The sequence below is a fragment of the Cellulophaga sp. 3_MG-2023 genome (genome assembly GCF_030546975.1).
Classification (GTDB): Bacteria; Bacteroidota; Bacteroidia; order Flavobacteriales; family Flavobacteriaceae; genus Cellulophaga.
In genome coordinates, this window is sequence record NZ_JAUOPS010000002.1 from 710,317 (window position 1) to 724,451 (window position 14,135).

General features: G+C 32.4%; 15 protein-coding genes. 8 read left to right on the forward strand and 7 right to left on the reverse strand.

What is annotated here, in order from left to right; translation table 11 throughout:
* Nucleotides 1–140: 140 nt before the first annotated feature.
* The gene (locus Q4487_RS08015; RefSeq protein WP_303571881.1) at nt 141–596 is read right to left on the reverse strand and encodes a PA2169 family four-helix-bundle protein; all 456 of its coding nucleotides are present in this window, start codon (nt 594–596) and stop codon (nt 141–143) included.
* A 273-nt stretch (nt 597–869) separates the two neighbouring features.
* Here Q4487_RS08015 and Q4487_RS08020 point away from each other — a divergent pair, with 273 nt between their 5' ends.
* The 8 genes from Q4487_RS08020 (at nt 870) to Q4487_RS08055 (ending at nt 9,127) form a co-directional block, all read left to right on the forward strand.
* A complete protein-coding gene (locus Q4487_RS08020; RefSeq protein WP_303540250.1) occupies nt 870–1,388 on the forward strand; it encodes a 30S ribosomal protein S16 in 519 nt (172 codons plus the stop codon).
* Between the two features lie 18 nt (nt 1,389–1,406).
* Complete coding sequence (gene rimM / locus Q4487_RS08025) at nt 1,407–1,934, forward strand: ribosome maturation factor RimM (protein ID WP_303540248.1); 528 nt, start codon at nt 1,407–1,409, stop codon at nt 1,932–1,934.
* Between the two features lie 53 nt (nt 1,935–1,987).
* Nucleotides 1,988–2,680 carry an NUDIX domain-containing protein gene (locus Q4487_RS08030; RefSeq protein WP_303540246.1) on the forward strand — a complete coding sequence of 231 codons (693 nt, stop codon included), beginning with the start codon at nt 1,988–1,990 and terminating at the stop codon, nt 2,678–2,680.
* Between the two features lie 63 nt (nt 2,681–2,743).
* Complete coding sequence (gene prs, locus Q4487_RS08035; RefSeq protein ID WP_303540244.1) at nt 2,744–3,586, forward strand: ribose-phosphate diphosphokinase; 843 nt, start codon at nt 2,744–2,746, stop codon at nt 3,584–3,586.
* 26 nt (nt 3,587–3,612) lie between these two features.
* Nucleotides 3,613–5,061, forward strand: coding sequence for a nicotinate phosphoribosyltransferase (locus tag Q4487_RS08040; RefSeq protein ID WP_303540242.1), 1,449 nt, complete (start codon nt 3,613–3,615; stop codon nt 5,059–5,061).
* A gap of 71 nt (nt 5,062–5,132) precedes the next feature.
* On the forward strand, nt 5,133–5,870 hold the full coding sequence (locus tag Q4487_RS08045) for a tRNA1(Val) (adenine(37)-N6)-methyltransferase (protein ID WP_303540240.1): 738 nt from the start codon (nt 5,133–5,135) through the stop codon (nt 5,868–5,870).
* A 64-nt stretch (nt 5,871–5,934) separates the two neighbouring features.
* Nucleotides 5,935–7,113, forward strand: coding sequence for an acyl-CoA dehydrogenase family protein (locus Q4487_RS08050; protein ID WP_303540238.1), 1,179 nt, complete (start codon nt 5,935–5,937; stop codon nt 7,111–7,113).
* Between the two features lie 496 nt (nt 7,114–7,609).
* On the forward strand, nt 7,610–9,127 hold the full coding sequence (locus Q4487_RS08055) for a carboxypeptidase-like regulatory domain-containing protein (protein WP_303540236.1): 1,518 nt from the start codon (nt 7,610–7,612) through the stop codon (nt 9,125–9,127).
* A gap of 9 nt (nt 9,128–9,136) precedes the next feature.
* Here the strand turns inward: Q4487_RS08055 and Q4487_RS08060 are convergent, their stop codons facing one another.
* From Q4487_RS08060 to Q4487_RS08085, 6 genes are all read right to left on the reverse strand, one after another.
* On the reverse strand, nt 9,137–9,517 hold the full coding sequence (locus tag Q4487_RS08060) for a DUF423 domain-containing protein (protein WP_303540234.1): 381 nt from the start codon (nt 9,515–9,517) through the stop codon (nt 9,137–9,139).
* A 3-nt stretch (nt 9,518–9,520) separates the two neighbouring features.
* The gene (locus tag Q4487_RS08065; protein WP_303540232.1) at nt 9,521–10,720 is read right to left on the reverse strand and encodes a CotH kinase family protein; all 1,200 of its coding nucleotides are present in this window, start codon (nt 10,718–10,720) and stop codon (nt 9,521–9,523) included.
* Nucleotides 10,720–11,286 carry an outer membrane beta-barrel protein gene (locus Q4487_RS08070; protein ID WP_303540230.1) on the reverse strand — a complete coding sequence of 189 codons (567 nt, stop codon included), beginning with the start codon at nt 11,284–11,286 and terminating at the stop codon, nt 10,720–10,722. Before Q4487_RS08070 ends, Q4487_RS08065 begins: the two co-directional genes overlap by 1 nt.
* An 80-nt stretch (nt 11,287–11,366) precedes the next feature.
* Complete coding sequence (locus Q4487_RS08075) at nt 11,367–11,795, reverse strand: hypothetical protein (protein ID WP_303540229.1); 429 nt, start codon at nt 11,793–11,795, stop codon at nt 11,367–11,369.
* 42 nt (nt 11,796–11,837) lie between these two features.
* Nucleotides 11,838–12,998, reverse strand: coding sequence for a metal ABC transporter permease (locus tag Q4487_RS08080; protein ID WP_303540227.1), 1,161 nt, complete (start codon nt 12,996–12,998; stop codon nt 11,838–11,840).
* Nucleotides 12,991–14,115 (reverse strand): metal ABC transporter permease, encoded by a 1,125-nt coding sequence (locus Q4487_RS08085; RefSeq protein ID WP_100894059.1) that lies wholly within the window; start codon nt 14,113–14,115, stop codon nt 12,991–12,993. Before Q4487_RS08085 ends, Q4487_RS08080 begins: the two co-directional genes overlap by 8 nt.
* Between the last annotated feature and the right edge of the window lie 20 nt (nt 14,116–14,135).

The window sequence follows — 14,135 nt, forward strand, 5'->3', positions numbered from 1 at the left end:
TTGTAGTCTTAAAAAAGCAGTGGATAAAAATACCAAAAATCCTCCGTTTTATAAAGGCATTTAAGCAAGAGTTATTAACTGCATAAAAAAAGCAGAACTTTCGTCCTGCTTCCTCAACAATTAATCAAACTACAAGATAATTATGAAACCATTTCCTGATATACTTTTGCCGTATTTAATGCAGATTGCACGCTATTACGCTGAGCAAGCAACAGGTTTTCTGTAGATGGCGCTAAAACCATATCTTTATCTTTTAAAATTTCATCATACTCTTCTATAAAAGATTTTTCTCCGCGTTCTACTTCATCTAAAATCTGCTCTTCTTCATTAGCAGATAATGTTGCGGTTAAATTCATCCAAGTTCTATGTAAATCTCCTTTTAAACTTCCGCTTTTTTCAGGTAACTCTCCAAATGCAATTATTTCTGCTTTAAGTTGATGTCCAAAATTGTAACGCTGTTCTGCTTTAGATTCTAAAAACCGTTTAATAGAAGGATTTTCTACCTTATCTGCACCAAGTTTATATCCCTTTTCGGCATCATAAGTTTTCTCTAACAAACTATTTAATCTCTTTGTAATTTTTTCTGTATACTTCATAATATCTCTTATCATTTAAATTAATTATCATTGCTGGTTTTCAACAATCTTTCCTCTCCAAATTAGACAGATAAGCAGCCAATTACAAAAAAACAAAGCGGTTTAGCCTAAGTTTAACTACTAATCTTAACAAATGTTAAGTCAAAACCATTATTTTTGCACCGCAAAGCATTGTCAATTAAACAGAAAGTGTATATTTGCACCCGCTTTTAAGCCAAAAGCAAACGAAAGAATTAATAACAGGGGTCGGGCACCCTACAAATTTAATGTGATATGCCAGTTAAAATTAGATTACAAAGACACGGTAAAAAAGGAAAACCTTTCTACTGGGTAGTAGCAGCAGATTCTCGTGCTAAAAGAGATGGTAAATACCTTGAAAAATTAGGAACTTACAACCCAAACACAAATCCTGCAACAATTAATTTAGATGTAGATAGTTCTGTAAAATGGTTATCTAACGGTGCACAACCATCTGATACTGCAAAAAGAATTTTATCTTACAAAGGTGTTTTATTAAAGCATCATTTACAAGGTGGTGTACGTAAAGGTGCATTAACTGAAGAGCAAGCAGAAGAAAAATTCAATGCTTGGATTGCTGAAAAAGAAAAATCTGTAGCTGGTAAAGTTGAAGGTTTAGATAAAGCAAAAGCTGATGAAGCTGCAAAGAAATTTGAAGCAGAAAAAGCAGTTAACGAAAAACGTGCAGCTGAAGCAGCAGCGGCAGCAGCTCCTGTAGCAGAAGAAGCACCAACAGATTCTGAAGATGCAGCAGCAGCTTCTGAAGAAGAATAAATTTATATAAAAAACGATATGCAAAAGGAAGATTGTTTCTACTTAGGTAAAATCGTTTCAAAATATAGTTTTAAGGGCGAAGTGTTAATTAAGGTTGATGCGGATGAACCCGATTTATACGAAAATATGGAATCAGTGTTTATTTCTTTAGGAAATAACCTGGTTCCATTTTTTATTGATAAATGTAGACTACACAAGTCTAGTTTGTTACGTATAAGGTTTGAAGAAGTTTTAAATGAGTCTGATGCAGACCGCATTATGGGCTCTAAACTTTACTTACCACTTACAATGTTACCTAAATTAACTGGTAACAAATTTTACTTTCACGAAGTTATAGGTTTTACTCTACTAGATAGTGTACACGGAGATATTGGAGAAATTACCAGTGTTAACGACACCACATCACAAGCACTTTTTGAAGTGCAAAAAGGAGACAAGCAACTACTTATACCTATTAACGACGAAATTATTACCAATGTAGACCGCGAAAACAAAACAATAGCTATAACTACACCAGAAGGCTTAGTAGACTTATACTTAAGTTAAAATTACCTCTTACATAATAAAACCTGTATTTTTGCGTATATAGTACACATATTATGCAAAACAATCAGAATATAAAAATAGCTGTAGACGCTGTTGTTTTTGGCTACCAAGACAACGCTCTTTATATTTTACTAGTACAACAAAAGTACGGTATGTATAAAGATGAGTGGGTTTTGCCTGGTGGTCTAGTACAAAATGGCGAAACTTTAACCAAAGCAGTTCACAGAGAGTTACAAGAAGAAGCAGGCATTACTGTTAATTACTTAGAGCAACTTTATACTTTTGGTGATGATATAGAGCGTGATAAAAGAAACCACGTAATTTCTGTTTCTTATTTTGCTTTGGTAAATCCTGATAATTTAAAACTATCTGCTGCTACAGATGCGCAAGATGTAAAATGGCAAAACATAAATAATATACCCGCATTACCTTTTGACCATAACCAGATAATAAAAACTGCATTTAAAAGACTAAAAGCAAAAGTACATTACCAACCTATTGGTTTTGATTTGCTTCCGAAAAAATTTCCTTTTTCAGATTTAGAGCACTTATACAGTACTATTTTAGAACAAGAAATAGATCGCAGAAATTTTAGAAAAAAGATTTTAAGCTTTGGATTTATAAAAAAATCTAATGAAAAACAAAAAAATGGGAGCGGTAGACCCGCCCAACTATTTACCTTTGACCACAACAAATACAAAGCATTAGAAGAAAATGGAATGCATTTTGAAATTAAGTTTGCGTAATTTTAACACAAAATGTTTTCAGTAATCCATTTACTTATTTAACTTTGTGTAAAAATAACGCAAATGATATTAAATTTAGATCCACAGTTTAACCCGTTCCCAAATCAGAAAAGCATCGAATTTAAATCGTTTTTATTTTCTGGCGGAGAACCTCACATTAAAATTGAAAACAATTTTAATACCTCAGAAACTATTACAGTAACACACAGATTACAATCTTTTAACGATGTTGGCTTATTACTAATAACTGTAGATGCACTAAAACGTATGGGCGTAAAGACTATAAACGTTTTTATTCCGTATTTTCCGGCTGCTAGGCAAGATAGATTAATGGTTGCAGGTGAATCTTTATCTGTAAAAGTATACGCAGATCTTATAAATAACCTTCAATTAAATGAAGTTAGCGTTTACGACCCACATTCAGAAGTTACACCTGCATTATTGAACAACTGCACTACTATTACAAATTACACTTTTATAGAAAAAGTGCTATCAACCTTAAATAACAATGTAGTTTTAATTTCTCCAGATGGTGGTGCTCTTAAAAAAATATACAAAGTAGCAGAATACCTAGGAGGTAAGGAAGTTATAGAGTGCTCTAAATCTAGAGATGTAAAAACAGGAAAACTATCTGGCTTTAAAGTGTACGCAGATGATTTAAAAGGTAAAGATTGTTTGGTGGTAGATGATATTTGTGATGGCGGAGGCACATTTAACGGTTTAGCACAAGAACTTAAAAACAAAAATGCAGGCAACTTATACCTAGCTGTAAGTCACGGTATTTTTAGCAAAGGATTAGAGAAGCTAAGTAGCTACTACAACGGTATTTACACAACAGATTCTTTTAACACATTAGAAGAACATCCAAAAGTTACCCAATTAAAAATAGCGGACTTATTAGCTTAAGTCTTTAATTATAAAATAGATATATTATGAACCCATTATTATATACAGACGGTTATAAAGTAGATCACAGAAGACAATATCCAGAGGGTACAACCTTAGTATACTCTAACTGGACACCTAGAAAAAGTAGAATAGATGCTATAGAAGAAGTCGTGTTTTTTGGACTTCAATACTTTATTAAAAAGTACATTATAGAAGATTTTAACACCAACTTTTTTGGTAAACCTAAAAAGGAAATTGCAGAAAAATATAGCAGAAGAATTAATAATTACTTAGGTCCAAATTCGGTTGGCATTAAACACATAGAAGATTTACACGATCTTGGTTATTTACCAATGGTAATTAAAGCTCTACCGGAAGGTTCTAGCGTTCCAATTCGCGTTCCTATGATGACAATGTACAACACATTGCCAGAGTTTTTTTGGTTAACAAATTACTTTGAGACCATTTTAAGCACAACTATTTGGATGCCTTGTACCTCTGCAACTATTGCAAAACAATACAGAAAAATATTAGATAAGTATGCAGAAGAAACCTCTACAGTTCCTGAATTTGTAGATTGGCAAGGTCACGATTTTTCTATGAGAGGAATTGCAGGTATGGAAGCTGCTGTTATGAGCGCATCTGGTCACCTACTTAGTTTTTCTGGCACAGACACTATACCAGCAATAGACTTTTTAGAGGAATACTACAATGCCAATTCTGATACAGAACTAGTTGGTGGCTCTGTTGCTGCTACAGAGCACTCTGTTATGTGTATGGGAACAAATACAGGAGAAGAAGAAACTTTTAAAAGACTAATTACAGAAGTTTATCCTAACGGAATTGTTTCTATAGTTTCGGATACTTGGGATTTATGGAAAGTACTTACAGAGTACCTACCCAACTTAAAAGAAGAGGTTTTAGCAAGAGACGGTAAAGTTGTTATTAGACCAGATAGCGGCGACCCTGCAGATATTATTTGTGGCAATCCTAACGGAAAAACTAAAGAGGAGAAAAAAGGAGTTATAGAACTGTTATGGGAGATATTTAGTGGTAAAACCAATAGCAAAGGTTATAAAGAATTAGACCCACACATTGGTGCAATCTATGGCGATAGCATTACAACGGAGCGCGCTACAGACATTTGCGAAAGATTAAAGCAAAAAGGGTTTGCGTCTACAAACGTAGTTTTAGGCATTGGTTCTTTTACCTACCAATACAACACTAGAGATACTTTTGGTTTTGCAATGAAAGCTACATATGGCGAAGTAAACGGTGAGGGAAGAGAAATTTTTAAAGATCCTATTACAGATGATGGAACTAAAAAATCTGCCAAAGGCTTACTTAAAATTGAAAAAGAAAACGGTACTTATAAACTTGTAGATCAAGTAAATTGGGAGCAAGAAAAAACAGGAGAGTTAAAAGAAGTTTTTAAAGATGGTAAATTACTTATTGATGATTCTTTACAAGATATTAGAAATAGAGTAAGATAAACTCCTTAATTTTGTAACCGTAAGAGGCAAGCTTTTTACAAGCTTGCCTCTTTTGTTTTTAAACCTGTACAATGAGCAAACCTTTTACTTTTAAGCAATTTACAATTAATCAAGACCGCTGTGCTATGAAAATTGGTACAGACGGAGTTTTACTTGGTGCCTGGACGCCTTTAGACCATAACCCCTACTCTATTTTAGATATTGGCTCTGGTACAGGTATTATTGCCTTAATGTTAGCGCAACGTAGTGCTGCAGATAACATAGAGGCTATAGAGTTAGATGCTGATGCCTACGAGCAATGCACAGAAAATTTTGAAGCATCAGACTGGGCAGATCGTTTGTTTTGCTTTCACGCTGGTTTTGATGAGTTTGTAGATGAATACGCTACAGATGAGACAGAAGAAGATGAGCTGTATGATTTAATTGTGTCTAATCCTCCTTTTTACGCAGAAGATGTAACAAGCGGTAATGAAGCAAGAGACAATGCACGCCAAAATACGTCACTTCCTTTTAGTGAATTGATAAGTGGCGCATCTAAACTACTTACTAGTATTGGTACTTTTTGCACCATTATACCTTTTAAAGAAGAAGAAGAATTCATCAAACTTGCTGCAAATTACCAGCTATATCCAAAACAAATTACAAGAGTTAAAGGTAACGCTGACGCAGAGGTAAAACGAAGCCTTTTGGAATTCACAAAAAAACCTTCATCAAACTTAAAACCAGAAGAGCTTGTTATAGAGAAAGATAGACACGTATACACCGAAGATTATACTAATTTAACAAAAGATTTTTATTTAAAAATGTAACATTTAGTCTTTGTATTGTTATATTTCTTTACCTATCTTTGGTTACATATCCTAAAATACAGCTATGAAACCAGATTTATTTGAAGCACCAGATTATTATAGTATAGACGATTTATTGTCTGAAGAACATAAATTGGTGAGAGATGCTGCCCGACAGTGGGTAAAAAGAGATGTATCTCCTATTATTGAAGATTATGCTCAAAAAGCAGAGTTTCCAAAACAAATAATTAGCGGATTAGCAGAAATAGGTGCTTTTGGCCCTTACATTCCTGAAGAATACGGAGGTGCAGGTTTAGACCAAATTAGTTATGGTTTAATTATGCAAGAGATAGAACGTGGAGATAGCGGTGTACGCTCTACGGCGTCTGTACAATCTTCATTAGTAATGTATCCAATATACACTTACGGTACTGAAGAGCAACGTAAAAAATACCTGCCAAAATTAGCAAGTGGTGAGTTTATGGGTAGTTTTGGTTTAACAGAACCTAACCACGGCTCTAACCCAGGTGGTATGGAGACTAAATACAAGGATATGGGCGACCATTACCTTTTAAATGGTGCCAAATTATGGATTTCTAATTCTCCTTTTTGTGATGTTGCTGTAGTTTGGGCTAAAAACGAAGAAGGCAGAATAAACGGACTAATTGTAGAGCGAGGAATGGAAGGCTTTTCTACTCCTGAAACTCACAACAAATGGTCTTTAAGAGCATCTGCTACGGGTGAGCTTATTTTTGACAATGTAAAAGTGCCAAAAGAAAACTTATTACCTAACAAAAACGGATTGGGGGCACCGTTAGGTTGTTTAGATTCTGCTAGGTATGGTATTGCTTGGGGTGCAATTGGAGCCGCAATGGATTGTTATGATACCGCTTTACGTTATGCAAAAGAGCGCATACAATTTGGTAAGCCAATTGGTGCATACCAGCTACAGCAAAAAAAATTAGCAGAAATGATTACCGAAATTACCAAAGCACAGTTACTAGCATTACGCTTAGGGCAGCTTAAAAATGAAGGTAAAGCAAGCACTGCACAAATATCTATGGCAAAACGTAACAATGTAGATATGGCTTTAAATATTGCAAGAGAAGCAAGACAAATTTTAGGTGCTATGGGCATCACTGGAGAATACAGTATTATGCGACATATGATGAATTTAGAAAGTGTTATTACCTATGAAGGTACACACGATATTCACTTACTTATCACAGGTATGGATATTACAGGGCTTAATGCCTTTAAGTAAAAAATAATTCCTTATCTTTACACAGTCTAAATAAGGGTTGTCTTGTTTACAAAAACAACTCTTAAATATGTAAGATTATGGAAACACTACAACACATTTTAGTTTTTATTACTGCAACTATTGCATTTGGGTATATTGCTAAAAAATTCTTTCTTCCTAAATCTCTTTTCACAAGTAACAAAAGCAAAAAGTCTTGCGGGTCTGACAATTGCGGCTGTAGCTAAATAGGCTGCCAAATACTCAGTACTTTTCTTAAAACATTCACAATTTCGTTAAAGAAATAAGAATAGTATATTAAAATTATCAAAAAACTCTTTTTTGTAGTTCTTGGATTACTTTAATTAGGGGTCAGCTAAAAAAAGCAACCAAAAAAGAGAACCCTCAACAGACTAACTACCATTGATTTAAGTTTTTATTTTAGTTGTTTTAGCTTTTTCAGGCAACGGAATCCATAAAGTTCTTGTCTATATTAATAAGAAACTAAAATCAAAAAAAAATGCGTAAAACCACACAGCTCCTTATTCTAATTTTTACTTTAATTACAAGCAATTACTCAACCGCTCAAGAACTTACAGCAAGTATTAAAGATGCCGCTAATAAAGAAGCAATACCTTATGTTTCTGTTGTACTATCTAACAAAAAAGGTGTCATAACAAATGGCGAAGGAAAATTTTCTTTAAGCACAACCAATACAACCGCTATAGATTCTATTTTCATTAGCTGTATTGGATACGAAACCATTGCGCAACCAGTAAGCACATTTACAGATAGTATTATTTATATGACCCCAAAGACCATAGAACTTAATGAGGTTTTGGTGTCTAACAAAAATTACACTGGACAAGAGATTATAGATATGGTAAAAGACAGTTTAGACAAAAACTACAACAAAGATCTTGCAAGAAAAAAAATATTCCTTAGAGAGTCTAATTATGAAGGATTAGACAAAACAAACTACACCTTTATGAAGTCTACCATTAAGGAACTTAACAAACCCTTTTTAGATAGCGTTATAACTGCCTTACCAAAAAGAGATAATAGCTATTCTGAAGTTTTATGTGATATCTATGGAAATTACAGCGCAGAAACATTGAAAATAGACCCTATTAAAGCGTGTAGATTATATGACAAAAACTCTGAATTAGATATTACTAAGCTTGAAGAAAAGTTTAATGAAATTATTAAAAAGAATGTAAAACCAGATTCTTATTTTAAAATAAAATCGGGTATTATTGGTGTTAAGGTTGATGGCGAATTAAACACCCCTAATGACGTAAAAAAAGACAGCGCAGCACTAAAAAAAGAATTAAAGGAAAAGAAAAAATTAGAAGAAGCACGCAGAGCTAGTTATGCAACGTATAAAAAAACTACCATAGGCAACCAATTTAGTAACTTGTTTTATATGGAGGATGCAAAACTAAACGTAGTAACAAAATCTGGCCGCTACAATTTTACTATTAAAGACTACACATATTGGGGCAACGCACCTGTTTACATTATAGATTTTGAACCTAAGAGAGGCGCAGATTACGAAGGAACTATGTATATAAATGCAGATGATTTTGCTGTGATACGTATTGATTATGACAATGTAAAAACATTAAAAAGCATTAAGCTATTCGGAATTTCTTACCAAGAACATTTATCTAGAGGTAAAATGATATTTGCAAAAAATGAAAACAATACCTACGACTTGCAATATTTGGAACGAGAAGCAGGAAGTAAAGCAGGCATAAGAAGACCTTTAAAAATAATTGAAAAGAACAAGGTTGTTAAAGGCAGAAATAAGCAAAATGAGCTTTACGTAAAGTTAGATATGGCAATTACAAGTGTAACTAAGTATGAGATTGTTGTATTTGATGCTGAAAACATTTCAAAATCAATTTACGACAACTTTAAAGAAGACAAGGTTATTAAACCAGAATACTTACGTAAATATGATCCAAAATTTTGGAAAGGGTACAATATTATAGAACCTAACCAAGCCATTAAAGAGTTTACTGCAGAAGAGTAAAGTTTTAAATTATAGGTCAAGAAAGTTAAGTAGTAAAAGCGCCCATCCTAGGACTAGCCCCAAGCCTCCTAGGGGCGTAATTGGCCCTAAGAATTTCATTTTTTTTCCTTTAGCAGATGATATACAAAGGCCATATATACTAAAAGAGAATAAGAAAATCCCGATTATGAAAGCATAACCCATTACTATTTCTTGAGTTGTTGCAAAATTGAAATTAAAACCTAACACTAACAATACAATAGCATGATACATTTGATACTTTACACCAGTTTCAAAATTCTTGAGTTGCTCATCTGTGAATATCTTTTTTAAGGCGTGAGCACCAAAAGCTCCAAAAATAACGGCTAGCATACCGTATATAGCAGCAAATACTTTTATAGTAATAATCATAACTTAGTTGATAAATTCTTCCCTCTGCTTAAAATTATATTTAAGTTCTTCTATATTTAAATACCATTCTGTTACAGTTTCTGGCGTATTATATTTTTTAAGATGAAGAGGTATTATATGTTCTATATTATTTTGATATTCTATAACTATAGTATTAAATTTATCCGAACTAAACACACCACTACTAACCAATTCTTTATAACGAGCATTGTATTTTGCTCTAAAATCTTGATTTGCGTACAACACATTAAATAATTCTGTTATAGGGTTATTTATAGGGTTATTTATAAAAAAACTCGGACTTTTATCTATATTTTGAGTGCCAACTAAATCCAAATCAAATAATGAAAATCTAAATGGACCATCTTCAATAGCAAAAAATCTTACGTTATTTTTTGGCCAATCTCTATTTCCAATATAAGATTCATAAATCATATAATCAATAAAGTTAGATTCATCAATTTCACTAATAAGGTAATCATAATTACTATTATCAATTGCATTTACAAAACGATCAATCCTATCCAAGTCTCCATCTTTTTTTTCTACAACTCCTCCTTCTGTTATTTTAGCTAAAGTTACTGTCTTCTTTTTTACTCCATAAAGCCTAGATACTCCATTGGTATTTACTTCGGTTCTCATATTCATTAACCCATAAAATACATCATTAACAAAAACAACAACTTGCTCTACATACATTAAATCCAAATTTAAATTAGCATCTTTTGCAAGCTTGGTGTAACTAATGTCTTTTAACATTGTTTTTTCAAAATCGTTACCTGAATTTCTAAAGCGTATAGCTTTAACTTTTTCTACAGAGTGGCTAGAAAGTAAGTCCGGGTTAATTAAAATATTATCTTCATTATCAAAAGTATCTTCAAACTTTAAACCCAAAGTTTTTAAAGGAAAGGCAGAACTAAAAACTCCCTTTATTTGTAACTCAACAGCCTCATTGTCTATTATTAACTCTCCTCCTTTATAAAAACTTACAGTTCCCTCAATTTCAATATCATCATTGTAATTAGTGTACATAAAATCAAATTCTTCTTGATCTACCTTTATATTTGCTACCTTTAATTTTGTATTTAAAGTATTTGGGGTGACCGTATTAACATTCTGAATTTGTTCTTTTACATCGTCCTTAAATCTTGTACAACTAAAGACAAAAAGTAATATTATTAAAATACTTATTATATTTTTCATTATTTTTTATTCTTTATTAGGGGATAAATAACTCCTAAATAAATTCCATTTTTAGGGCTACTAATCGTATATATATCAGAAGTTTTACTTAATGACCAATGAGTGTATAGTGAAAATTTCATTTTTTGCCCATAGTCGTAAACAAATTTTGTAAGGAAATCATAACGTAAGTTTTCTTTTCTTTTAAAATCTATATCAGAAAAATCTTTATTATTCTCTATTCCAACACCTGCACTAACTTTCAACTTTTCATTTATATTATATCCAAAATATAGTGGTACTTGAAATTTTAAGTTATCAGCAGTAAAATCTAAACCCTCTATACCATTACCAGACCTATTGTATTTTAAAAAAGTCCCTACCTCAAAATAGGCCTGTTTCAAAATAACTTGCTGATAATTTAATCCTAAACGCACACCTAAAGCATCTACTGAATTGGTATCTTGATTATTTATCTCTGTTTTTTCTTGAAAAGAATAGCCTAAATTAAGTTCTGCATTAAACTGATGCTGAGCATAGCTATTGAAAGCAAATAAAATAAGTGCTAAAAAGTATATTTTCCTCATATTTTGCTTATCCCTTATAGAATTTTTTTTTTGCAAAAATAGAAAAATAAGTAACCTACAAAACTAAAGAGGAAATAATCTTATTTTCTAGACAAACTATCTATTTTATGAGAAAACATAGTGTACATTTTTTCTGTCTCTAAAGAGTCAGAAACATTAAAAAACAACTGTAAAGAATCTTTATAAGTAACTTTTATTTTTTGCCTAGATAATTTATCTACAAAAATATAAACGTCTGTATTATAAATAGAATCTCTAAAAACACCTTTTTCGGTTTCACTAACTGAAAAACCATTAATACGTTCTAGAGATGGAATTTTATCCACCATTTCGACAGTATTTACGTCTGTAAAATTGATTGTTTTATAATATACACCAGATAATATTTTAAATTGATTGTTTTCAATCTTTATCCAGTTTTTATAATGAGCCATAAAAGCAATAACTACCACCATAAGTGTTAGTACTATTACTATATTCCAAAGCCAGTGTTTTTTTCTATTCTTCATTGTAAATACGAATGTACAATTTTTAAAAAATAAGAAGAATAATTACCCTCTAAATAAAAAGAAATCTTCTTTCATTTCTTCTATTGCCACTGTACTATTGGTTGTAATATAATCTATAGCCTTTTTAGTAAACCCTTGACCTTTTTCTGTTAAGGAAATAATATTATTGTCAATTACAATCATATTGTTTTTAAGTGCTAAATCTACTACTGTTTTAGATTGCATTTTACCCCAATTAATGTGCTCTCCAAGATGATTTATATGTCGTTCTGACTCTTCTGTATGGTTTTGCAAATGCAACATAAAGGTTAATAAATACACCTCTACCTGCTGTCTTTTCTGTCTAAACAAAACAGATATTAACCCTTTATTTGGCGCAAACAAATACACTATTAAAAACAACACACCCAAAACGGTCGTCATAGAACCAGCTATAGAAGCGTCTAGATAATGCGCAACCCAATACCCTATTAAAGCAGAAGATACGCCGGATATTACTGCTATAATAAGCATTTTTTTTAGGTCGTTTGTTAATAGATAAGCCATTGCAGCTGGAGCAATCATAAGCGCCACTACAAGTATAGCGCCAACTGCATCAAAAGCACCAACTGTTGTAACAGATGCAATAGACATTAAACCATAGTGTATTACTAAAGGAGAAAAACCTAAAGTTGCTGCAAGTTGTTTATCAAACGTACTTACTTTTAATTCTTTAAAAAAGGTAAATAATAAAGTTAAGGTTACAATTACAATACTACCAATAACCCAGAGCGATTTTGCACCTATATCTACACCATTTATAATAAGCCTATCAAAAGGAGCAAAAGCAAGCTCACCTAATAAAACAGCATCTACATCTAAATGCACATCATTAGCATTTTTTGCAATTAAAATAACGCCAATACTAAATAGCGAAGGAAAAACCAGTCCTATAGCGGTGTCCTCTTTTACGAGTCCGGTTTTTTGAATATACTCTACTAAAACTACTGTAATAACACCTGTAACAGCAGCAAGTAATATTAACCAAGGTGAGTTTAAGTCTTCTGTTATAAAAAAACCAATTACCAAGCCTGGCAGTATAGAGTGACTAATAGCATCGCTAATCATTGCCATTTTACGAAGCACTAAAAAAGTACCAGGTATAGCACAAGCAATAGCCACCAAACAAGCAATAAGTTGTATTTCTAATTGTGCGCTACTCATTTTCTTCTAGTTGATTATATAAATTAGCGGCAGTGGTAAACCCTTTTTCTGTTAAAGACCACATTGTTTTAGTTACTGTAATTAGTTCTCTATCTTCTAATTTCTGAAGTGATTTACGTGTAAATCCGTGAAAATTATTTAAAATTTTTATAGCATGCGGATGGTCAATGTTATCGTGCGACTCCACAATCTGATACATAAAGGCCAGGGTTTTATTCAACTCCAAATCTTTACGGTTGTTACGATACCTAATTTCTCTAAATAACAATCCTCTTTTAGGTGAAAAAACAAAAGAAAACAATACAAAAACAGCAGCTATTAAAACAATTACAGGTCCTGTAGATAAATTATTAGAACTTGCACTAATTGCAGTACCAAAGACTCCTGAGAAAGCACCAAAAATAGCCGCCAAAACTACCATTACACTTAAACTATTTGTCCATTGCCTTGCTGCAGCTGCTGGCGCTAATAGCATAGCACTCATTAAAACTACACCTACAGTTTGTAGTCCCACAACAATAGAAATTACTATAAAAAAAGTAATTAAAACATCTAAAAATTTCACATTAAAACCTAATGATTTTGTGTAATCAGCATCAAAAAGTAATAGTTTAAATTCTTTCCAAAAAACCAATAGAATAAGTAAACTTAAACCAGCAATAATACACATTGTCCATACATCACTAGCTACCAAAGTAGCTGCTTGCCCAAATAAATACTTATCTAAACCGGCCTGGTTTGCATTAGGCATTTTTTGTATAAAGGTTAACAACAACATACCAAAACCAAAAAACAAAGACAAAATTAAACCTAAAGCCGTATCAGTTTTTAAATGTGTTTTTTTAACAATTCCCCTTATCCAAAAAGTACCAACTAAACCACTCACTAGTGCACCTAACAACAACGTATTACTATCTTTTGCTCCTGTAATTAAAAAGGCTAATGCTATACCTGGTAGTGCCGCATGAGATATAGCATCTCCTAGCAAACTCTGTTTACGCAACACCGCAAAACTGCCCAGCATACCACACAAAGCACCTAAAACAGCTGTACCCAACGTTATAGTTTGCAACGTGTAGTCTGTAAAAAGAAGGTTAAAATATTCAGTTATATTCACAGTTTAATTGTTTTGTCTAG

Excerpts from the sequence above, each read along its gene's own strand:
- Q4487_RS08015 (WP_303571881.1), bottom strand. The coding sequence starts at position 596 with ATGAAGTATACAGAAAAAATTACAAAGAGATTAAATAGTTTGTTAGAG.
- Q4487_RS08020 (WP_303540250.1), top strand. The coding sequence starts at position 870 with ATGCCAGTTAAAATTAGATTACAAAGACACGGTAAAAAAGGAAAACCT.
- rimM (WP_303540248.1), top strand. The coding sequence starts at position 1,407 with ATGCAAAAGGAAGATTGTTTCTACTTAGGTAAAATCGTTTCAAAATAT.
- Q4487_RS08030 (WP_303540246.1), top strand. The coding sequence starts at position 1,988 with ATGCAAAACAATCAGAATATAAAAATAGCTGTAGACGCTGTTGTTTTT.
- prs (WP_303540244.1), top strand. The coding sequence starts at position 2,744 with ATGATATTAAATTTAGATCCACAGTTTAACCCGTTCCCAAATCAGAAA.
- Q4487_RS08040 (WP_303540242.1), top strand. The coding sequence starts at position 3,613 with ATGAACCCATTATTATATACAGACGGTTATAAAGTAGATCACAGAAGA.
- Q4487_RS08045 (WP_303540240.1), top strand. The coding sequence starts at position 5,133 with ATGAGCAAACCTTTTACTTTTAAGCAATTTACAATTAATCAAGACCGC.
- Q4487_RS08050 (WP_303540238.1), top strand. The coding sequence starts at position 5,935 with ATGAAACCAGATTTATTTGAAGCACCAGATTATTATAGTATAGACGAT.
- Q4487_RS08055 (WP_303540236.1), top strand. The coding sequence starts at position 7,610 with ATGCGTAAAACCACACAGCTCCTTATTCTAATTTTTACTTTAATTACA.
- Q4487_RS08060 (WP_303540234.1), bottom strand. The coding sequence starts at position 9,517 with ATGATTATTACTATAAAAGTATTTGCTGCTATATACGGTATGCTAGCC.
- Q4487_RS08065 (WP_303540232.1), bottom strand. The coding sequence starts at position 10,720 with ATGAAAAATATAATAAGTATTTTAATAATATTACTTTTTGTCTTTAGT.
- Q4487_RS08070 (WP_303540230.1), bottom strand. The coding sequence starts at position 11,286 with ATGAGGAAAATATACTTTTTAGCACTTATTTTATTTGCTTTCAATAGC.
- Q4487_RS08075 (WP_303540229.1), bottom strand. The coding sequence starts at position 11,795 with ATGAAGAATAGAAAAAAACACTGGCTTTGGAATATAGTAATAGTACTA.
- Q4487_RS08080 (WP_303540227.1), bottom strand. The coding sequence starts at position 12,998 with ATGAGTAGCGCACAATTAGAAATACAACTTATTGCTTGTTTGGTGGCT.